This window comes from Aquisediminimonas profunda, assembly GCF_019443285.1.
GTDB lineage: Bacteria > Pseudomonadota > Alphaproteobacteria > Sphingomonadales > Sphingomonadaceae > Aquisediminimonas > Aquisediminimonas profunda.
Genome location: NZ_CP080327.1, coordinates 2,086,500 through 2,106,565, shown reverse-complemented (window position 1 = coordinate 2,106,565; position 20,066 = coordinate 2,086,500). Strand labels below are relative to the sequence as shown.

Sequence of the window (20,066 nt, the reverse complement as noted above, 5' to 3'; positions counted from 1 at the left end):
GCCGGCGGCAGGGGCAAAAGGCACATCCGTAAAGACAGGAACGGAAGAAATGAGCAAGATTATCAGACAATTGGCCGTCGCCAGCGGGTTGACGGCTGGTGTTCTCGGCGCGACTCCAGCACTTGCTGCGGGAACGGCAGCAGGTTCCACCATCACAAACACTGCCACCCTGAACTACCAGGTTGGCGGCGTGGCCCAGACGTCCATCAACGCGTCGAACAACATCACGGTTGACCGCAAGATCACCTTGACCGTTGCCGAAGTCGGGTCTGCGACAACGACTGTCGTGCCGGGATCTTCGGCACAGGTCACAAGCTTCACCGTGACCAATTCATCGAACGATACCATTGACCTTGGGTTGACAGCGGCCCAGCTTTCCGGCGGGACGGCAGCGCACGGCGGCACCGACAATTTTGATCTGACCGGGCTGAGCATGTTTGTCGATACCAACAGCAACGGCACCTATGATGCCGGGACCGATCAGGCTGCGACCTTCCTCGACGAAGTTGCAGCAGATGCCTCGCGCACGGTCTTCATTGTCGGCAATGTTCCGCTCGGGCGGGCAAATGCCGATGTTGCCGGCGTAACGTTGGTCGCTCAGGCCCGAGCCGGCGGCAGCGCAGGCAGCCAGGGTGCGGTCATCGCCGAAACAACCGGCGCGAATACTGCCGGTATGGACACTGTTTTTGCAGACGCCGCGGGTCCCGCTTCCGGCGACGCAGCGCGCGACGGCAAGGCCAGTGATGACGATGACTACACGGTGTCTGCTCCAACGCTGACGGTGACAAAGCAGAGCCGGGTAGTTTCCGATCCGGTGAATGGCTCGACCAACCCAAAACTGATCCCGGGCGCCGTGGTGGAGTATTGCATCGTCGTGCAGAACGCCGCAGGCAGCGCGTCTGCCAGTAGCGTGACGATAAGCGACCCGCTCCCGGCCCAGACAACCTTCGTTGCCGCCAGCAGTTTCCTGAACGGCACCTACACGGGGTCAGCACCCACCGGCACGTGCAATCTTGACGGCACCGCAGGCGGATCGGTGGCATCGGGCACGCTCAGTGGCACTCTGGGAACAGTTGCTGCGGGCACAACCCGCACGCTCTATTTCCAGGTCACGATCAACTAGGCAGGTCTGCTAAGCGGCGGCGACTGCGCAACAGCGCCATCGCCTGCCGCCCGGCAACCCCATGCGGAGCGATATTAACCATTTTCTGGCTGCCCTTGCCGCCATGGCGGCATTCCTGTTTGGAATGTCCGCGACGGAAGCGCACGCCCAGATCATTTCCAATATCGCAACGATTCAATGGGATGCCGGACCAAACCGCATCGTTCGAAACTCGAACCAGGTTAGTCTGGTTGTAGAACACCCCCTGCCCACGCCTGCCAACCAGACATTCTATCAGCTGCAGAATGCGCAAGGCTCCCAGCAGCTCAGCGTACCGACAACCCTGTGCCAGGGAAGCGCAGGAACGACGCCCGTTACGTTGAACGGCGCATTCTCCGGCATGAGCCTGGCACCGGCAACTGTTCTGCAGACAGCCCAGATACGTGCAGGTGCTCCTGTTGTTGTCGCGATCGACTCCGTCGCCGACAATCTCGATCCTGCGCTTGCCGAAGCCATAACTGTTCAAATCAGGGTTCCGTCTGGAGACTCCGAGACCCTGACTCTCACGGAAAGTGGACCCAATACCGGCCGCTTCGTCGGGCTGGTGCCCACGTCGGCGAACCCCGCGACTCCGGTTTCGGGGGATTGTGTTCTCACGATTGCGCCGGGAACGCATGTCACTCTGACCAGCGTGCGGCCATCGCTTGGGACGGTGATTGCCACTTCAGCAGTCGACGTCCTGATCGATCCCTTCGGTATGGTTTTTGACAGTGGCGATGGATCGGCTGTAGCCGGGACCAGCGTCACATTGATCGATGCCGATACCGGCCAGCCAGCGCAGGTCTTCGGCGATGATGGAGTCTCGAGTTTTCCCTCCACCATTGTTACAGGCTCGACAGTCACTGACGGCGGCGGCAACGCCTATGTTTTTCCGCCCGGCGACTATCGCTTTCCCTTTGCCAAGCCGGGCAATTATCGTCTGCTTGTCCAGCCGCCGGCGCCCTATACAGTCCCCTCAACCTCTACGCCCGCCGATCTGGCGGGCCTGCGTCGTCCGGACGGCCAACCGTTCGCATTGTCGGCAGGATCCTATGGCAATGTCTTTGTCCTGAGCACGCCGGCGCCGGTCCGCATAGACATTCCCGCAGACAGGCCTGGCGGTACTCTGCTGCTCCGCAAGTCCGCATCAAGCCCGACAGCCGTGCCGGGCGATCCCGTGCAGTATCGGATCATCGTCCAAAACGCTGATGCCGGACGTACCACCGGCGCAATTACGGTCACCGACATGCTGCCTGCCGAAATGCGCCTGAAACAGGGTTCCGTTCGCTACAACGGCTCGACGATAGCCTATGCGATATCACCGGACGGTCGCAACCTGAACGTGGCCCTGCCGCCGCTTGCGGCCGGTTCCAATGGCACCATGACGTATATTCTCGAGATCAGGCCAGATGCAAAACCTGGGGTTTCCCTCAACCGGGCAAGTGCGCGAGACAATCGCGGTGCCCAAAGCCCGACAGCTGATGCCTCGGTGCGCATCCTGCGTGACGGCATCACCGATCGCATGACCATTATCGGCAGGATCACGGATGGCGGGTGCATGGTTGATCCGGATGCCGCGAACGGCGTTCCGGGTGTTCGTGTCATGCTGGAAGACGGCAGCTACGCCGTTACGGACATTGAGGGACGATATCATTTCGAAGGCGTTGTGCCGGGACTGCATGTTGTCCAGATCGATCCGTCATCCTTGCCGTCCGACCAGATTCCGGCGGATTGCGCCAACAACGCGCGTTCGGCGGGGAGTGCGATTTCGCGCTTCGTCGATGGCCGCGGCGGCTCGCTGATGCGGGTCGACTTTCGGACAACATCCGGGCGGAACACTGCCCGCCAGCAGGCCAATAGCGTGCGCCGTCTTGCCCCTCGCAGTGATGCCGATGCTGCAGGAGCTGATCGCGACTGGTTTTCGGGCCAGATGCCCGAGATCGGATGGCTATTTCCCTCTGCTGATCACAACCCCAGAACCAAGGCTGTGCGGATTGTCATCAAGCACCTTCCTGACCAGAGCGTCAGACTTCTCGCTGACGGCAAACCGGTGGATGATCTCGCATTCGAGGGCGCACGAAAGAATGGCGTGGGCAGCCTGGCCGTAAGTCAATGGCGCGCCGTCGAACTCAAGGATGGCGATACCGCCTTCACAGCCGAAGTCCGCGATGCAAACGGTACGCTTGTCGAAACGCTGCACCGAACGGTTCACTATGCCAACAGTGCCATGCATGCGACGCTCCTTCCCGAAAAGTCGGTCCTGATCGCTGACGGCGTGACACGGCCGGTCATAGCTCTGCGGATGACCGATCGCGCCGGACGCCCTGTCCGCAATGGCCTGGTTGGCGATTTCAGCCTGCCCGCACCCTATTATCCAGCCGTCGAAGCTGATGCGCAGGCAGCACGCCAGCTTTCGGGTCTCGAAAGAGCTCGCCCGGTCTGGCACGTGGAAGGCGACGAAGGCATCGCCTATGTCGAGCTCGAGCCGACAACCGCCTCTGGGGGCCTGTCGATTACCCTGCCCTTCCGCGACGGCGACGTTACGCGCAAACAGACGATCCAGACCTGGCTGACGCCGGGCAAGAGACCATGGACAATCGTCGGATTCGCTGCCGGAACGGCAGGATTTAATACACTCAAGGGCCGTGCCGAGACTCTGGGGGCTAGCGGACAACACTGGTACAGCGATGCTCGCCTTGCCCTCTATGCGAAGGGACGGATCAAGGGCAAATGGCTGATGACGCTGGCTTTTGACAGCGACAAGGACAAAGCTGAGTCACGATTTGGCGGAACAATTGATCCGACGGCCTATTACACCATTTACGCGGATCGTAGCGAGCGCCGGTACGACGCATCGTCCGTCCGAAAGCTTTATCTCAAGCTTGAGCGACCACAATTCTATGCCCTGTTTGGCGACTATGAGACGGGGATCAATGAACCGCAGCTGACCCGCTATCAGCGCGCGTTCAACGGCGCGAAGGCCGAATTCGGCAATGACCATGTGCGCGCTACTGCCTTTGCGGCAGATACGCCCTACCGCCACCGTCGCGAAGAGATTCAAGGCAACGGCCTCACCGGCCCTTACGCACTTGGGGCGCATGACATCATGCCCAACTCGGAACGCGTGCTGATCGAGACACGGGACCGGCTGCGCTCGGATCGGATCCTGGAAAGTCGCGCCCTCGTGCGACATATCGACTATGATATCGACTATGTCGGCGGGACGCTCCGTTTTCGCGAACCCATTCTCAGCCGATCAACCCAGCTCGATCCTCAATTCATCGTCGTCGACTATGAAGTGGACGGAGTTGGTCAACGCGTGCTCAACGCCGGTGGCCGCGCGAGCTGGACCAATCATGCGAAAACGCTGACGCTAGGCGGAACTGCCATCCACGATGAGAGCGATCTCGCCAAGACCAATATGGGCGGTGTTGACATGCGCTATACGCCCAACGCCTCAACCGAAGTGCGCGCCGAATTTGCCGGAAGTAACTCAAGCGGGCCTGCTGCCAGTCCAAATTCGGGAGGCGGAACAGCAACGGCCTGGCTCGTTGAGGCCGAGCATCACGGGAAGGCCGTCGACCTTCTCGCCTATGCCCGCGAACAGCAAGCGGGCTTTGGCGTCGGTCAGACCAACGGTTCTGAAGCCGGAACCCGCAAATTCGGCGCTGATGGACGTATCCGGATCACTCCGGACCTTTCGATCACTGGCAGCGCATGGAACGAGAATTATCTCGGCAGCGCGGCACAGCGGTCCGCCGGACGTGCACTGGCAGAATACAGGACGCATGGACTCGATCTGCGCGCAGGGGTGACGGTTGCAAGCGACAGGCTGGATGATGGTCGCACGGCCAGCTCGACCATCGCGCAGTTTGGCGTGACAAAGAGGTTCCTTGAAAACAGGCTGGAGCTTGACGGGCAGACCGAATTGCCGGTCGCGGGCAAGAACGAAAGCATCGACTTCCCCGCACGACACAAGTTTTCAGCGCGCTTTGCCGTCACGGACGATGTCACACTTGTAGGCTCATATGAAATTGCCAAAGGCGATGCGATCAACGCTCGGACAGCACGGATCGGCTTTGACCTCAAACCCTGGACGGGGGCGCGACTCGTTGCCAACGCAAACCAGCAAGCAAGCAATGAATATGGAGCCCGCAGTTTTGCTGCTTATGGACTGTCGCAGTCTTTGCCTGTCAGCAAGACACTGACGGTGGACATGACGCTGGATGGCAACAAGACATTGGGCGGCATTGATCCTGCGCGAGTGCTCAACCCGCTGCATCCCGTCGCATCAGGCGGGTTTGTGGGGTCAGACGGTTCGTTGACTGAGGATTTCACCGCCGTCACGGCAGGAGCAACCTACCGTGGGGAACGCTGGAGCCTCGCCGGACGTGCGGAATATCGCGACGGGCAATTGACCAACCGCTATGGACTGACCTTGTCGGGCTTGCGCCAGATCGGCGAAGGGCGTGCGTTCGGGGGGGCCTTGACCTGGTTCAGGGCTGTGCAAAGGGGCGGACCGCGGACCGACGCTCGCGCGATCGCCCTCAGTTGGGCCAATCGGCCTGACGACAGCCGGTTTGCCTTTCTGGAAAAGTTTGAGCTTCGCGAAGATCGAGCACGAGGCGCCGTTGCCGGGATGCCCGGTCCAATCGGCGGGCCCGCGCTAACGATCAATGGTGACGCCACATCGCGCCGTATCGTGAACAGCTTTTCCTTGAACTGGTCCCCGACCCAGAAGCGCGAAGACGGGACCTATCTGGGCAGGAGCGAGATCTCTGCATTCTGGGGCACGCGCTACGTGTTTGACCGGTTCGGCGCGGACGATCTCAAAGGTTGGAGCAACGTCGTCGGCGCAGATATCCGATTTGACCTTGGCAAGATGTTCGATTTCGGAGTTTCCGGAACGGTCAGACAAAATCCGGGGGGACGATCTTACGCAGGATCAGGGGGACCCACGATCGGAATATCGCCGATGAACAATACATATATCTCGGTCGGCTACAACATTGTCGGTTTCCACGATCGAGACTTCGAAGCCAGCCGCTACACGCGCAGCGGTCCGTTCGTGACCGTCAGGTTGAAATTCGATCAGAACAGCTTTTCTGCGCTCGGGCTTGGCCGTCGCTGAGGAAGTCGCTAACGCAGCTTCGTGATCCGGGTTGCCAGTTACAACATTCGCAAGGCCATCGGTACTGACCGATTGAGGCGCCCTGAGCGAATCCTGTCGGTTATTGACGAAGTCGGTGCCGATATCATTGCCCTTCAGGAAGCGGATCGGCGTTTCGGTGCTCGGAAATCTGCCTTGCCCCCCGAACTTCTGGACAATCACGGAGAATTGCGACCGGTGCATTTCGGCACCGGTCAAGAAGGCATCGGGTGGCATGGCAATGCGATGCTGGTTCGCTCTCACATCAAGGTCCTGGAATGCCGTCCTCTCATTATCCCTTCATTGGAACCTCGCGGAGCGGTTCTGGTTGAATGCCGCGTAGGCAAACAGGATTTGCGGATTGTCGGTATGCATCTCGATCTGTCCGGGCTTTGGCGCAAACGGCAGGTGCGCGCGATCCTGGACGCGGTGCTGCAGCGCCCAGAAAAAATGCCGACAATCCTGATGGGCGACCTCAACGAATGGGCGCGCCACCGCGGCTGCCTGGTCGAGTTCCTGCATGATTATCGAATAGTCTTTACGGGCCCCAGCTTCCACTCGCAGCGTCCCGTCGCCAGGCTCGACCGCATCATGGTCGGCCAAGATCTGCGCATACTCAGGTCCGGCACGCATAATACAGCACAGGCAAAAAGGGCGTCCGACCATTTGCCCGTCTGGGCTGAACTGGCATTCTGATCCCCAACCCGTTATTAAGCACATGATGGACGCTTCATCGCTTCGCATCGCCTTGTTCAGTGGGAACTACAACTACGTCCGCGATGGTGCGAACCAGGCGCTCAACCGGCTTGTCGGCTATCTGCTCAGGTCTGGTGCAGCAGTCCGCGTATATTCTCCGACAGTGGAAACCCCCGCGTTTCCTCCTACGGGTGACCTTGTCAGTGTGCCGTCTTTCCCGTTTCCAGGCGGACGTGGCGAGTATCGGATAGCGCTGGGCATGCGTGGTGCAATCAAGCGCGATCTTGCGGCGTTTGCGCCAAATCTTGTGCACGTGTCAGCGCCAGACTTTCTTGGCCACAGCGCGGTGACATACGCAAAAAAGCGGAATATCCCTGTGGTTGCGTCAATGCATACGCGCTTCGAAACCTATCCTCGCTATTATGGACTGGCTTTCCTGGAGCCCGCCATCGAAGCCCTCCTCCGCAGATTCTATCGTCGCTGTGATGCAGTGGTGGCTCCATCGGAATCGATGGCCCAAGTCTTGCGTGAGCAGCGGATGAGCTACAACATCGGCATTTGGACGCGTGGCATCGATCGCGAAATATTCAACCCGGGCCGCAGGGACCTGGACTGGCGCCAATCAGTCGGGTTGGCGCCCGATCTCCCAGTAATCGGGTTTCTTGGCCGGCTCGTCATGGAAAAGGGTCTGGATGTATTCTCGGATGCTGTTGATACGCTCAAGCGGAGGCAAATCCGGCATTCTGTGCTTGTGGTTGGCGATGGCCCTGCACGCGATTGGCTGCAGGACAGGCTGCCCAATGCCGTCTTTACCGGCTTTCAGGGGGGGAATGACCTGGGTCGCGCGGTGGCGTCGATGGACATATTGTTTAATCCATCAGTGACCGAGGCCTTCGGAAACGTCACCCTTGAAGCCATGGCATGCGGTGTTCCGGTCGTGGCAGCCAAGGCAACAGGCAGCGAAAATATTGTGGATGATCGCGTGACCGGTCGGCTGATCAAGCCCGGTGCCATTTCAACTTTTGCTGATGCCCTTGGCGATTATTGCACCGATTCAGCACTGCGGATTGCACAAGGCAAGGCTGGAGTCGAGGCCAGCGCCCGATATGACTGGGACAAGGTCAATCAGGCTCTGGTCGACACCTATCTCCGGCAACCCGGCCTTCGGCAGAACTAGAGCGAACCAGGTTCAGAGACGCTCGATCTTCTGCGAAACCTCGTCAAGCAGCGCAGCAACTTCATGCAAGGTTTCCGGCGTTACATCATCACGCACGAGACGGTGCTGGAGCACCTGACGAAGATTTCCCATGGCACGCCGTATTGGCGCGCCTTCGGTCCGCTCACGATGTGCGCCCATTTCGGCCAGCTTGGCCATCGCGGCTTCGACTTCTTCGGTCTTTTCGGTCAGATGGACAGCGCCTGACTGGGTAATGGCATAGCGCTTGCGGGCGCCTTCCGATTTCTCTTCCTCAATCAGATCCATGTCATGGAGCAAGGTCAAGGTCGGGTAGACAACGCCGGGGCTGGGCGCATAGGCTCCGCTTGTGCGATCCTCGATTTCGCGGATCAGATCATATCCATGGCGAGGCATTTCCTCGATGAGCTTGAGCAGAACCAGCCGCAACTCACCCGAGTCGAATACGCGACGCCGGCTTCCGCGTTCCCCGCTGCCATGACGACCGCCAAATCCGTGACGACCATGGTGGCCCCAGATTGCATAAAATCCGCGCGGACCGCAGGCCCGCATGGCTTTTGCATAGAACATGATTTTTCTCCTTTTGATGTTATTAGTGTTATTTAGATATATCTTAGGAATATTTTGTCAACCTGCTCCACAATGTCGACCAAGTAGCTATAGGAACGAGCATGACAGACTTGTTTCCTGACGCTGTGCCGCTCTCGGCCGAGGTGCCGCTGAAAGGTGCGCCGTTGGCCGAACGGCTGCGCCCCCGCGCCTTGGGGGAAATTGTCGGCCAAGACCATTTGACCGGGCCGGAAGGTGCAATCGGGCGCATGGTGGCCGCAGGCAAACTCGCCTCAATCATCTTGTGGGGTCCGCCTGGCACGGGCAAGACGACAATGGCCCGCCTGCTCGCCGATGCAGTCGGGCTCCGCTTCGAAGCCATTTCAGCAGTCCTGTCGGGCGTTGCAGACCTGAAGAAGCTTTTTGCTGTGGCTCGCGAGCATGCCCAGGCAGGCCAACGCACTTTGCTCTTCGTTGATGAAATTCATCGTTTCAATCGGTCGCAACAAGACAGTTTCCTGCCCTTTGTCGAAGATGGCACGATTACCCTGATCGGTGCGACCACTGAAAACCCGAGCTTCGAACTGAATGCCGCGCTGCTTAGCCGTGCACAGGTCCTGATCCTTCACCGTCTTGACGCCATAGCCCTCGAATCGCTGCTGGCACGAGCAGAAGCGCTTGAGCAGCGCCCCCTCCCCCTGACGACGGACGCTCGCGCCGCCCTGATCGCCAGTGCTGATGGGGACGGGCGATTCCTGCTCAACCAGGTTGAAACGCTGTTTTCAATCGACGTTCCGGAACCCCTGACCCCTGCGACGCTGTCGGACCTGCTGCATCGCCGCATGCCCGTGTATGACAAGGACCGCGAAGGGCACTACAATCTCATATCGGCCCTCCACAAGGCACTGCGCGGCTCCGATCCGCAAGCAGCGCTCTACTATCTCGCCAGAATGCTCGTAGCTGGCGAAGAGCCGCTTTACGTCTTGCGGCGCCTGGTCCGCTTTGCGAGCGAAGATGTCGGCCTTGCCGATCCGCAGGCCCTGGTCCAGTGCCTCGCGGCGAAGGACGCCTTTGACTTTCTTGGCAGCCCGGAGGGCGAGCTCGCCATCGTTCAGGCATGTTTGTATCTGGCGACAGCGCCCAAATCGAACGCCGCCTATGTCGCGCAGAAGGCTTCATGGAAGGCTGCTCGCGAAACCGGGTCGCTTATGCCTCCCGCCAATATCCTGAATGCACCAACACGCCTGATGAAGGATATTGGCTATGGCAAGGGCTATGCCTATGACCACGATGCGAAAGATGGCTTCAGCGGTGCAAACTATTGGCCTGACGACATGGGGCCACAGACTTTCTACACCCCCGTCGAGCGGGGTTTTGAAGCCAAGATTGCAGAGCGTATTGCCTACTGGGACCGGCTGAGGCGGGAGAAGAACGCATGAGTGGACCGTATCGCGCCGCTGTCTGCACTGCACTGACCGGCCCTGATTCCATTCAGATTCAGGACCGCGTATCAGTCCCCCTCGACCGGGACGAAGTTCGGATCGCCACCCGAGCAGCTGGCGTCAATTTCCCGGACCTGCTGATGACTTACGGCAAGTACCAGTTCCGCCCGGATCCACCATTCATTCCGGGCATGGAAATAGCGGGCGAAGTAATCGAGACTGGCACCGAGGTGGCCGCCATAAAGGTTGGGGACCGCGTAATGGCCGGCGCGAAGGGTGGCTGCTTTGCCGAACAGCTGGTCGTTCCTTGTAGCGCTTTGATGCTGCTGCCACCGGCGCTGAGTTTCGAGGAGGGATCCTGTTGGCGAAGTGCTGCAGTTACGGCATGGCATGCCCTTCATGACAAGGCCGGACTGCAAGCGGGCGAAACTGCACTGATCCTGGGCGCCAGCGGCGGTGTTGGCATGGCGGCTGTCAAGCTCGCCAAACATATTGGTGCAACGGTGATTGGTACTGGATCCAGCCAGGCTAAACGCGATGCAATTTTGGCGGCGGGCGCGGATCACGCTCTCGATCCTGCCGAAGAGGACCTGTCGGATCAGGTCAAGGCGCTGACCGGCGGCAAAGGCGTGAATGTTGTTTTCGATCCTGTCGGGGGGGCGCTTTCGATCAAGGCCACGCGGTCAATTGCCTGGGGCGGCCGCTTTCTCATCGTGGGCTTTGCAAGTGGCGAAATCCCCAGTTTTCCGGCAAACCATGCGCTCATCAAGGGCTATAGCCTGATCGGCCTGCGTGCCGGAGAAGCGAGTCGGCGCGACTCTGATCTTGCCTTGCGCACCCAAGCATCGCTGCGCGAACTGGCGGCAACAGGCGCAATGCGACCTCACATTTCCCAGACGTTCAAACTGGAAAGCGCGGCAGATGCGCTTCGCGCGCTTGAGACCCGAACTGTCATTGGTCGGGCCGTCATCACAATGGCATGAGGTCTTTCGAGCATTTTGCCGTGGTTGACTGGTCTGGCGCGGCTGGGCCGAGGCAACGCGGCATTGCCATCGCGATCTGCACGCCGGGCAAGGACGCCCCCCGGCTCGTTCGCCCCGGCCATATCTGGTCAAGGGAGGATGTGCTCGACTGGGTGTTGCGCGAAATGCCCTCTGACACAATCATCGGCTTTGACGTGTCGCCCGGCCTGCCCTTCATCGATGGCGGTGCCTATTTTCCCAGTTGGGAGGAAAGTCCCAGCAATGCGCGTGCGCTTTGGCAGTTCGTGGAACGGCTCAGCGCATCCGATCCCTACCTATCGGTCAACAGCTTCGTTTCTCACGGGGTGGCCAGCCGCTATTTTCGCCGGCAGGGCAAGGGAACAGGAGACCGCTTCGGGACCGGACCCGGACGCTTTCGCCTTGTCGAGCATCGTCAGCGCGACTTTCAGCTTTCGCCCTATAGCTGCTTCAATCTCGTTGGTGCGGCGCAGGTTGGAAAGTCGAGCCTGACTGCGATGCGCATGTTGCACCGGATTGGCGGTGCCGTCCCCATCTGGCCATTCGATCCACTGCCCAAGACAGGCTCGGTCATTGTGGAAATCTATACCAGCCTTGCGGCACGGGCAGCACGCATCCCCAAGGGGCGGAGCAAAATCCGTGACGGGCACGCGCTTGACGTTGCTCTCCACGCCCTGGGCAGTAGCCATCATGAACCCATGACGCATTACTCAGACCATGCGACCGATGCGATCCTGACTGCTGCTTGGCTTCGCGCGGTTGCTCATTCCGAGGCGATCTGGGTTCCAACCGGACTTGAATCCGTGGCTGAGACCGAAGGATGGACTTTTGGCGTAGTCTAGCTGCGCGCCAGGGTCAGGATTTTCGGAGCGAAAGAATGAATTCGACGCTCGATTGCCTGTCTGACTGAAGACGGGCTTTGCCGACAAAATTCGCCCAATAACCCTCGGAACCGTGCGCAAGACGCAGGGCATGCAGCCGGCGCGTATAGCGTTGGAGGTCAAACTCTTCAGTGATCCCGATTGCGCCGTGCACTGCATGTGCAATTGACGCAATCTGAGGAACTGTCGCGCTCGCAACTTGCTTCGAAACAGCTGCGACTTCGGGCGACGGTGCAAGCCCTTGGGCGCAACCGATCTGCGAAGCCATCCGGGTCATCAGGACCTGTTCGCCCATCACCGCAAGTTGTTGCTGGATAACCTGCAATTTCCCGATCGGCTTTCCGAATTGTACGCGATCATTGGCGTAGGACAGGCTCATCTCGAGAATTTTCTCGGCAAGGCCCGCGATTTCGGCGACTGCGAGGATAGCTGATAGCGGACGTTCCAGTATATCGACGCCCAAGGCTCTTCTGGCCATCGTTTCCGCGACCGGTGCCGCAATCGCGAATCGGCCTGTGGCGCGGATCAGCGGTTCGACGTCAGACAGAGACAGTCCAGCTCCGCCAGACACTTCGGGCACGAGCGCATCAAGATAACCTGACTCTTCGATTGCTTTCCATTGAGCGGCAGAGTCCACGCTCCGCCCCGCGACAGAAGCGAGCATTTGTTCAAATGGCCCGAGCAGCTCATCCATCAGCGAAGCCCCATTCCGCGCGCAATGATCCCGCGCAGGATTTCGCGGGTCCCGCCGCGCAAGGAGAATGCAGGCGCAATATGCGTCACTGTCATGATGGCGTGCCAAAGTTCGGGTTCGACCGATTCCTCGGGATGACTGGCTAGATCATCCGCAATCAATGTGGGCACGGATTGCTCGAACGTCGCGCCAAGATCCTTGACCAGCGACGCCTCGACCACGGGCTGCTCGCCAGCCGCAAGGCGCGACGTCACAGCCACGGACAATTCACGAAGGACCACTAGCTGGGCCGTCAGGGACCCAATGAGCCGCTGGCGCGCTTCACACTGCGGTTGCCGCGCGACATGCTGGATCCAGGCATCGAGGAGGACGGCGCTGGAATAAATCCGCTCAGGCCCGCTCCGCTCGTAAGCCAGCTCTGCCGTGACCTGAGACCAACCCGCCCCTTCTTCGCCCAGCAGCGCATCGTGAGGAAGCTCCACATTGTCAAAAAAGACTTCGTTGAAATCATGATCGCCGTTGAGATCGGGCACGGGGCGGATCGTAACGCCGGGAGCCTTCAAATCGACGAGCAATTGCGAAAGGCCCTGGTTCCGATCTGCAGGTTCGCCCGACGTCCGGACCAGCGCAATCATGTAATGGGCATGGTGAGCGCCTGATGTCCACACCTTCTGCCCATTCAGCCGCCAACCATTTTCTGTTCGCTCGGCCCGCGACCGGACTGACGCAAGATCCGAACCCGATCCAGGCTCGCTCATGCCGATGCAGAAATACATCTCTCCGCGGCAGATTCTGGGAAGATATTTTTCGCGCTGGGCCTCTGTTCCGAACTTGAGAATGACAAGAGCGCTCTGACGGTCCGCGATCCAGTGCATGCCGACTGGCGCCCCTGCGCACAAAAGCTCCTCGACCACGACAAAGCGCGCGAGGGGGCCGCGCTCGGCACCGCCGTATTTCCTTGGCAGGGTGAGGCCGAGAAATCCCGCCTTACCCATGGCGCGGCTGAAAACCGCATCGCCGCCCATCCACGTTCGCGCCCGCTTGTGAAGCGGCATACTACCGATATGCGCTGTGATGAGTTCTCTAATCGCCGGACGCAACTCCTCATCCGTTGCGGGGATTTCGGACAAGGTCAGATGGTCGAAGTTCATTCGCCGCGAAAGACCGGTGCGCGCTTTTCAATGAACGCGTCGATCGCTTCGTCATTGTCTTTCGTTGCGTGTGCAAGCGATTGCATCGCCGCTGACATTTCAAGGATGTTGGCAAGCGTCGCCGTCTGCCCCTCGCGCAGGAGCCTTTTCGTCATCCGGACGGCGTGGGGCGGATTGGCCGCAATCTTGAGCGCAATGTCCATTGCCTTGGTCAGGAGCTGATCATCAGGCACCACGTGCGAGACAAGGCCATAGGCCAAAGCTGTTTGCGCGTCGAACATCTCGCCGGTCAATGCCAGTTCCGTCGCCCGAGAAAATCCTACAATGCGCGGCAATAGCCAAGCGCCGCCATCTCCCGGAACAATGCCGACCTTGACAAAACTCTCGGCGAATTTTGCGCTCTCACCCGCAATGCGGATGTCGCACATTGTCGCCAGGTCGAGGCCAGCCCCGATCGCGGGGCCGTTGACCGCAGCAATCACGGGCACTTCAAGCGCTTGAAAGGCAAGCGGCAGTCGCTGGATTCCGGTTTTGTAGTTGCGACGGGTTTGTGCCGGCAATTGGGCGCGCAGGCCCGACCCTGCCTTCATCTGCTTGAGGTCGCCACCTGAGGAGAAGGCAGACCCAGCGCCAGTCAGGATGACAGCCCGAACGCCAATGTCTGCATCCGCATCCTGCATTGCGGCAAGCAACGCTTCGACCATGACCTGGTCCGAAATGGGATTTCGCCGCTCCGGCTGGTTGAGTGTGACCGTAAGGACCGCGCCCTGCCGCTCGATCAGAAGGGGTGACGTCAAATCTGGCCTCCTTGCCTGCCCTATTCCAGGGTCTTGATGATGGCCGAGAAGTCCAGCCCACCCGATCCGGCGTCCGCGAACGCCTGATAGAGTTCGGCTGCGCGATGGCCCATGGGCACGTCTGCGTCAACCGATTGCGCCGCTTCCATGGCCAGTTTCAGGTCCTTGAGCATCAGGGCCGTGGCAAATCCGCCCTGATAGCCATTGTCCGCCGGCGTCTGCGGGCCGACACCCGGAACGGGGCAGTAGCTCGTCATGGACCAGTTCTGACCCGATGCCTTTGATGAAATGTCAAAGAACGTCTGCAGATCGAGCCCGAGCTTGCGTGCGAGTTCAAAGGCCTCGCAGGTCGCGATCATGGACGCTCCGAGCAGCATGTTGTTGCAGATCTTTGCGGCCTGCCCTGCCCCGCTTTCGCCAGCATGAATCACGGCCTTGCCCATTTTGGCAAGGATCGGTTCGGCGCGCGCAAAGGATTTTTCGGTGCCGCCAACCATGAAGGTCAGCGTTCCGCCATTGGCAGCAGCGATGCCGCCTGAAACCGGAGCATCCACCATGTCATAGCCCTTTGCGGCGGCATCTGCGCTGACCTTGCGCGCGGTTGCGACGTCAATTGTCGAGCAATCAAGCAGAATTGCATTGGATGGCGCATGACCAATCACATCATTCTCATACACAGTCTCGACGATCTTGCCGTTGGGCAGCATTGTGACGACGGCATCGACCCCTGCGACTGCCTCGCGGACATTGGAGAAGGTCTTGCATCCGTTCTCCGCCGCTCGTGAAAGAGCGGATTCGACGAGATCGAACGCGTTGACGCTATGGCCTGCCTTTACAAGGTTGGCCGCCATGCCGCCGCCCATGTTGCCGAGGCCGATAAATGCAATTGTGCTCATTTGCCTGTCCAATTCCCAGGCCGCTTTTCAATAAAGGCGGCCATGCCTTCTTTCTGGTCTTCGCTGCCAAACAATCCGTGGAACAGACGACGTTCGAAGACCACGCCCTGTTGCAGAGTCATCTCATAAGCGGCGTTGACCATTTCCTTCGTCGCTATTGTCGCCAGTGGCGCCATTGAAGCAACGACCTCGGCTGTCTTCAAGGCTTCTGCAATCAAATCGGCAGTCGGCACGACGCGGGCGACTAGGCCCGAACGCTCCGCTTCAGCCGCATCCATCATCCGGCCGGTCAGGCACATTTCCATCGATTTTGCCTTGCCGATCGCACGCGTCAGGCGTTGCGAACCACCCATGCCCGGCGTCACGGCAAGCTTGATCTCCGGCTGGCCAAACTTGGCATTGTCACCCGCGATGATGAAGTCCGCCATCATCGCCAATTCGCAGCCACCGCCCAACGCAAAGCCAGACACGGCAGCAATCCAGGGTTTCCGGGTCGCCGTCACGCGGTCGTAACCGGCAAAGAAATTGCCGCCGTACATGTCCGCAAAGGATTGGCTCTGCATCTCCTTGATGTCGGCGCCGGCAGCGAAGGCCTTTTCCGAACCGGTCAGAATTGCACATCGCTGACTATCATCGGCATCGAACGCGCCAAAGGCGTCGATAAGTTCAGCCAGCACCTGGCTGTTGAGGGCATTCAGCGCCTGCGGACGATTGAGCGTGATGAGCGTGACTGCGCCCTTCTGCTCAACGAGAATCGTTTCATAACTCATAGTGGCTTCCACTCCTCTTCCGCTGGCAACGGCGCAAAAATTTCATCCAGCAAGGCGTCGGTCACACCTTCAGGTGTGGACGGATCCCACTTGGGGGCATTGTCCTTGTCCACAATCACGGCCCGCACACCTTCAATGAAATCGTGACGCACCAGCACCCGCGATCCGATCCGAAATTCCATGACCATGTTGTCAGCAAATGACGCCATTTTTGCGCCTTCAGCCAATTGCCGCAGAGCGACCTTGCAGGTCTGGGGAGACTTGGTTGAAAGCGTTGCGAGTTCCTTGGCCGCCCATTCGGACCCATCGGCCTCGAGTGCTGCAAGAATATCCTCGTAACGATCTGACGCGAATAGCCGGTTGATTGTCGCGATATTTTCGACAATCCGGGCTTCCGGTGGCTTCACAGACAATTGGCCCAATATGCCCTCGATGCGGTCCGGATCTTCTGCAATGCGGGACTTGGCTTCTCCGAGAGATTCTGCGGCCAGGTAGTGGGTCGCCAGCCCGATGGCGAGGCATTCGGCCCCGTCGAGCCGCGCGCCGGTCAAGGCGAGGAATCGCCCAAGACGCCCTTCGAGCCGTGAGAGATGCCATCCGCCGCCAACATCGGGAAAAAGCCCAATTCCGGTTTCCGGCATTGCAAATCGGGTATTCTCTGTCGCGATGCGGAATTTGGCGGGCTGTGAAATGCCAACGCCGCCGCCCATTGTGATCCCGTCCATGAAGGCAATGACCGGCTTTTCATATTCGAACAGCAAATGGTTGAGCTGATATTCGTCGTGAAAGAATCGGCGCCCTTCGACGCCATCTTTCAATGCCGATTCCTGAAGGAAGCGAATATCCCCGCCTGCACAGAAGCCCCGCCCTTCCGAATGATCGATCATGACGCAGGCGACCTGCCGGTCGGATCTCCATGCGAGAAGCTGGGCGGTCATTTCATGAACCATATCGATATTGAGCGCGTGAAGCGCGGCAGGCCGGTTCAGGCTGATCCGCCCAGCCTTGCCTTCGACCTGCGCGAGGATGTCCAGGGTCATTGGCGCGTCAGCTCCCGTCCCACGATCATCCGCATGACCTGATTGGTCCCTTCGAGAATCTGGTGGACGCGAAGGTCCCGGAAAAAGCGCTCAATAGGATAATCCTGCAAATAGCCGTATCCACCGTGAAGTTGCAGCGCATCATTGACGATCTTCGAGCCATTGTCTGTTGCCAGCCGCTTCGCCATCGCCGCGAATTTCGTCTTGTCGGGGGCATTTGCCGTGACTTTGCAAGCCGCCATGTAAAGCAGGGCGCGAGACGCTTCGAGGTCTGTGGCCATATCGGCAAGCATGAACTGCGTATTCTGGAAGTCTGCAATTGGCTTACCGAACTGCTGGCGTTCCTTTGTGTATTTGATGGCTTCATCAAGGCAACGTTGCGCCCCACCGAGCGAGCAGGCCCCGATGTTAAGCCGCCCACCATCGAGCCCCATCATTGCGATACGGAAACCTTCCCCCTCTCCGCCCACAAGGTTATCCACAGGAACACGCACAGCGTCGAAATTGACCTGTGCCGTTGGCTGCGAATGCCAGCCGAGCTTACGCTCATTGGCTCCAAAGCTGACACCGTCCATATCCTTTTCAATGACGAGGCAGGAAATGCCCTTTGGCCCATCTTCGCCGGTGCGGACCATGGTGACATAGACTTCGTTTGCACCGCCACCCGAGATAAAGGCTTTGGACCCGCTGACGACATAATGGCTTCCGTCGCGGACAGCCTTGGTTTTCAGCGCGGAGGCATCGGAACCGGAGGACGGCTCGGTCAGACAATAGGACGCGATCTGGTCCATATTCACGAGTCCCGGCAGATATTTTGCCTTGACCGTGTCAGAGCCAAACCTGTCGATCATCCAGGCGGACATATTGTGGATCGAAATGAAGGCGCTCGTCGACGGACAGCCATAGGCCATCGCCTCCATGATCAGCGCCGCTTCGAGCCGTCCGAGGCCGATGCCACCAGATTCCTCCGAAACATAGATCGAGGCAAAGCCAAGCTCAGCCGCGGCCTTGATCGTATCGCGGGGGAAAATATGCTTTTCATCCCACTCGGAGGCAAAAGGCGTGATGTTGTCCGCCGTGAACTTGCGCGCCATGTCCTGGATCGCAAGCTGGTCTTCGGTAAGGTCGAATTGATTGGTCATGGTCACCCCATGTCACCCCATCGTCGGAATCACAAATGCATTGCCACCATCCGGGGATCCATCCGGCCAGCGTGCCGTGATTGTCTTGACCTTTGTCCAGAACTTCACACCTTCCATGCCGTGCTGATTGGTGTCGCCAAACGCCGAACGCTTCCACCCGCCGAATGTGTGATAGGCAACCGGCACAGGGATCGGCACGTTGATGCCGACCATGCCAACATTGACCCGTGCGGCAAATTCGCGCGCCGCATGTCCGTTGCGCGTGAAGATCGCGACGCCATTGCCATATTGATGCTTCGACGGAAGCGAGAGCGCAGTCTCGAAATCGGGTGCGCGAACCATCTGCAGCACAGGGCCGAAGATCTCTTCCTTATAGGATGACATGTCGGTCGTGACGCGATCAAACAGGGTCGGCCCGATGAAGAACCCTTCTTCATGGCCCTGCAGTTTGAAGCCGCGACCATCTACCACCAGTTCCGCACCCTCATTGATGCAGGTCTGAATCCAGCCTTCCACCTTCGCCTTGTGCGCTGCCGTGACGACAGGTCCATAATGCGCTTCGGTGTCGGTCGAGATGCCAACCTTCAGAGCCTCGATCGCTGGAATTAGCTTCGCCTTCAGACGGTCTGCGGTTTCGTCTCCTACCGGAACGACAACGGGAAGCGCCATGCAGCGTTCGCCAGCCGAACCGAAGGCAGCGCCCGCAAGATCATTCACCACCTGGTCGAGGTCGGCATCGGGCATGACAATGCCGTGGTTCTTCGCGCCGCCCATCGCCTGGACGCGCTTTCCGGCCGCAACACCGCGCTGATAGACATAATGGGCAATGTCGGAAGAGCCGACAAAACTGACAGCGCTGATGGCGGGATGATCCAGTATTGCGTCGACCATTTCCTTGTCGCCCTGGACAACCTGGCAAATGCCTTCAGGCAAACCGGCTTCGATAAAAAGCTCCGCGAGCCGAACTGGCACTGACGGGTCGCGTTCGGACGGTTTGATGATAAACGCATTGCCGGTCGCAATCGCGACACCCGACATCCAGAGCGGGATCATGGCCGGGAAGTTGAACGGCGTGATGCCCGCACCAATGCCAAGCGGCTGGCGCATCGAATAGACATCGATGCCCGGGCCTGCGCCCTGGGTGTACTCACCCTTGAGCACATGCGGAATCCCGCAGCAGAATTCGATAACTTCAAGACCGCGCTGTATATCGCCCTTGGAGTCAGCGATAACCTTGCCGTGCTCGCTGGAAAGCATGTTCGCCAGCTCATCCATGTTTGCCTCGACCAAGGCCTTGAAGTTGAACATCACCCGAGCGCGCCGTTGAGGGTTGGTTGCGGCCCAGGCCGGCTGCGCAGCAAGTGCCGCTTGCACCGCGCGCTCAAGAACGGCTGCATCGCCCAGGGCGACTTGCGCCTGCACAGTTCCGTTGTTGGGATCGAAGACATCGCCGAAGCGCTTGGATGCCGAACCGGCACCACCTGAAATGAAATGATCAATCTGCCGCATGACAATGGACTCC

At 59.3% G+C, this 20,066-nt stretch carries 16 protein-coding genes; 7 read left to right on the top strand and 9 right to left on the bottom strand.

Translation table 11 applies throughout. The features are described 5' to 3' along the window. Positions 1–49: 49 nt before the first annotated feature. The 4 genes from K0O24_RS10485 (at position 50) to K0O24_RS10470 (ending at position 8,163) form a co-directional block, all read left to right on the top strand. Positions 50–1,123, top strand: a complete 1,074-nt coding sequence (locus K0O24_RS10485; protein WP_219892707.1) for a DUF11 domain-containing protein — start codon at positions 50–52, stop codon at positions 1,121–1,123. A gap of 61 nt (positions 1,124–1,184) precedes the next feature. After that, entirely contained in the window at positions 1,185–6,272 is a 5,088-nt protein-coding gene (locus tag K0O24_RS10480; RefSeq protein WP_219892706.1) for a DUF11 domain-containing protein, read from the top strand. Positions 6,273–6,293: 21 nt separating this feature from the next. Further along, a complete protein-coding gene (locus K0O24_RS10475; RefSeq protein ID WP_219892705.1) occupies positions 6,294–6,986 on the top strand; it encodes an endonuclease/exonuclease/phosphatase family protein in 693 nt (230 codons plus the stop codon). Between the two features lie 25 nt (positions 6,987–7,011). Further along, positions 7,012–8,163, top strand: coding sequence for a glycosyltransferase family 4 protein (locus K0O24_RS10470; protein WP_219895587.1), 1,152 nt, complete (start codon positions 7,012–7,014; stop codon positions 8,161–8,163). A gap of 12 nt (positions 8,164–8,175) precedes the next feature. Here the strand turns inward: K0O24_RS10470 and K0O24_RS10465 are convergent, their stop codons facing one another. Continuing rightward, complete coding sequence (locus K0O24_RS10465) at positions 8,176–8,751, bottom strand: PadR family transcriptional regulator (protein WP_246610949.1); 576 nt, start codon at positions 8,749–8,751, stop codon at positions 8,176–8,178. Positions 8,752–8,852: 101 nt separating this feature from the next. Between K0O24_RS10465 and K0O24_RS10460 the strand changes: the two genes are divergently transcribed. Genes K0O24_RS10460 through K0O24_RS10450 form a run of 3 tightly spaced genes read left to right on the top strand, consistent with a single transcriptional unit; the run spans position 8,853 to position 12,015 of the window. Then, on the top strand, positions 8,853–10,169 hold the full coding sequence (locus K0O24_RS10460) for a replication-associated recombination protein A (RefSeq protein WP_219892704.1): 1,317 nt from the start codon (positions 8,853–8,855) through the stop codon (positions 10,167–10,169). Next, positions 10,166–11,155 carry an NADPH:quinone oxidoreductase family protein gene (locus K0O24_RS10455; protein ID WP_219892703.1) on the top strand — a complete coding sequence of 330 codons (990 nt, stop codon included), beginning with the start codon at positions 10,166–10,168 and terminating at the stop codon, positions 11,153–11,155. Before K0O24_RS10460 ends, K0O24_RS10455 begins: the two co-directional genes overlap by 4 nt. Then, complete coding sequence (locus K0O24_RS10450) at positions 11,152–12,015, top strand: hypothetical protein (protein WP_219892702.1); 864 nt, start codon at positions 11,152–11,154, stop codon at positions 12,013–12,015. The genes K0O24_RS10455 and K0O24_RS10450 overlap by 4 nt, the downstream gene beginning before the upstream one ends. Positions 12,016–12,028: 13 nt before the next feature. On the opposite strand, the gene K0O24_RS10445 is transcribed toward K0O24_RS10450, so the two are convergent. From K0O24_RS10445 to K0O24_RS10410, 8 genes are read right to left on the bottom strand one after another with little or no spacing between them, the layout of a single operon-like run. Further along, a complete protein-coding gene (locus K0O24_RS10445; RefSeq protein ID WP_219892701.1) occupies positions 12,029–12,748 on the bottom strand; it encodes an acyl-CoA dehydrogenase family protein in 720 nt (239 codons plus the stop codon). Next, positions 12,748–13,899 (bottom strand): acyl-CoA dehydrogenase family protein, encoded by a 1,152-nt coding sequence (locus K0O24_RS10440; protein WP_219892700.1) that lies wholly within the window; start codon positions 13,897–13,899, stop codon positions 12,748–12,750. The genes K0O24_RS10445 and K0O24_RS10440 overlap by 1 nt, the downstream gene beginning before the upstream one ends. After that, the gene (locus K0O24_RS10435; RefSeq protein ID WP_219892699.1) at positions 13,896–14,696 is read right to left on the bottom strand and encodes a crotonase/enoyl-CoA hydratase family protein; all 801 of its coding nucleotides are present in this window, start codon (positions 14,694–14,696) and stop codon (positions 13,896–13,898) included. The genes K0O24_RS10440 and K0O24_RS10435 overlap by 4 nt, the downstream gene beginning before the upstream one ends. 20 nt (positions 14,697–14,716) lie before the next feature. After that, positions 14,717–15,592 carry a 3-hydroxyisobutyrate dehydrogenase gene (gene mmsB, locus K0O24_RS10430; RefSeq protein WP_219892698.1) on the bottom strand — a complete coding sequence of 292 codons (876 nt, stop codon included), beginning with the start codon at positions 15,590–15,592 and terminating at the stop codon, positions 14,717–14,719. Next, on the bottom strand, positions 15,589–16,362 hold the full coding sequence (locus K0O24_RS10425) for an enoyl-CoA hydratase (protein WP_219892697.1): 774 nt from the start codon (positions 16,360–16,362) through the stop codon (positions 15,589–15,591). The genes mmsB and K0O24_RS10425 overlap by 4 nt, the downstream gene beginning before the upstream one ends. Beyond that, complete coding sequence (locus K0O24_RS10420; protein WP_219892696.1) at positions 16,359–17,402, bottom strand: enoyl-CoA hydratase/isomerase family protein; 1,044 nt, start codon at positions 17,400–17,402, stop codon at positions 16,359–16,361. The genes K0O24_RS10425 and K0O24_RS10420 overlap by 4 nt, the downstream gene beginning before the upstream one ends. Continuing rightward, a complete protein-coding gene (locus K0O24_RS10415; RefSeq protein ID WP_219892695.1) occupies positions 17,399–18,544 on the bottom strand; it encodes an acyl-CoA dehydrogenase family protein in 1,146 nt (381 codons plus the stop codon). Before K0O24_RS10415 ends, K0O24_RS10420 begins: the two co-directional genes overlap by 4 nt. A gap of 12 nt (positions 18,545–18,556) precedes the next feature. Continuing rightward, entirely contained in the window at positions 18,557–20,053 is a 1,497-nt protein-coding gene (locus tag K0O24_RS10410) for a CoA-acylating methylmalonate-semialdehyde dehydrogenase (RefSeq protein ID WP_219892694.1), read from the bottom strand. Positions 20,054–20,066: the final 13 nt, after the last annotated feature.

What these genes read in the sequence shown, in the direction of transcription:
- K0O24_RS10485 (WP_219892707.1), top strand. Translation starts at nt 50, where the DNA reads ATGAGCAAGATTATCAGACAATTGGCCGTCGCCAGCGGGTTGACGGCT.
- K0O24_RS10480 (WP_219892706.1), top strand. Translation starts at nt 1,185, where the DNA reads ATGCGGAGCGATATTAACCATTTTCTGGCTGCCCTTGCCGCCATGGCG.
- K0O24_RS10470 (WP_219895587.1), top strand. Translation starts at nt 7,012, where the DNA reads ATGGACGCTTCATCGCTTCGCATCGCCTTGTTCAGTGGGAACTACAAC.
- K0O24_RS10465 (WP_246610949.1), bottom strand. Translation starts at nt 8,751, where the DNA reads ATGTTCTATGCAAAAGCCATGCGGGCCTGCGGTCCGCGCGGATTTTAT.
- K0O24_RS10460 (WP_219892704.1), top strand. Translation starts at nt 8,853, where the DNA reads ATGACAGACTTGTTTCCTGACGCTGTGCCGCTCTCGGCCGAGGTGCCG.
- K0O24_RS10455 (WP_219892703.1), top strand. Translation starts at nt 10,166, where the DNA reads ATGAGTGGACCGTATCGCGCCGCTGTCTGCACTGCACTGACCGGCCCT.
- K0O24_RS10450 (WP_219892702.1), top strand. Translation starts at nt 11,152, where the DNA reads ATGAGGTCTTTCGAGCATTTTGCCGTGGTTGACTGGTCTGGCGCGGCT.
- K0O24_RS10445 (WP_219892701.1), bottom strand. Translation starts at nt 12,748, where the DNA reads ATGGATGAGCTGCTCGGGCCATTTGAACAAATGCTCGCTTCTGTCGCG.
- K0O24_RS10440 (WP_219892700.1), bottom strand. Translation starts at nt 13,899, where the DNA reads ATGAACTTCGACCATCTGACCTTGTCCGAAATCCCCGCAACGGATGAG.
- mmsB (WP_219892698.1), bottom strand. Translation starts at nt 15,592, where the DNA reads ATGAGCACAATTGCATTTATCGGCCTCGGCAACATGGGCGGCGGCATG.
- K0O24_RS10425 (WP_219892697.1), bottom strand. Translation starts at nt 16,362, where the DNA reads ATGAGTTATGAAACGATTCTCGTTGAGCAGAAGGGCGCAGTCACGCTC.
- K0O24_RS10420 (WP_219892696.1), bottom strand. Translation starts at nt 17,402, where the DNA reads ATGACCCTGGACATCCTCGCGCAGGTCGAAGGCAAGGCTGGGCGGATC.
- K0O24_RS10415 (WP_219892695.1), bottom strand. Translation starts at nt 18,544, where the DNA reads ATGACCAATCAATTCGACCTTACCGAAGACCAGCTTGCGATCCAGGAC.
- K0O24_RS10410 (WP_219892694.1), bottom strand. Translation starts at nt 20,053, where the DNA reads ATGCGGCAGATTGATCATTTCATTTCAGGTGGTGCCGGTTCGGCATCC.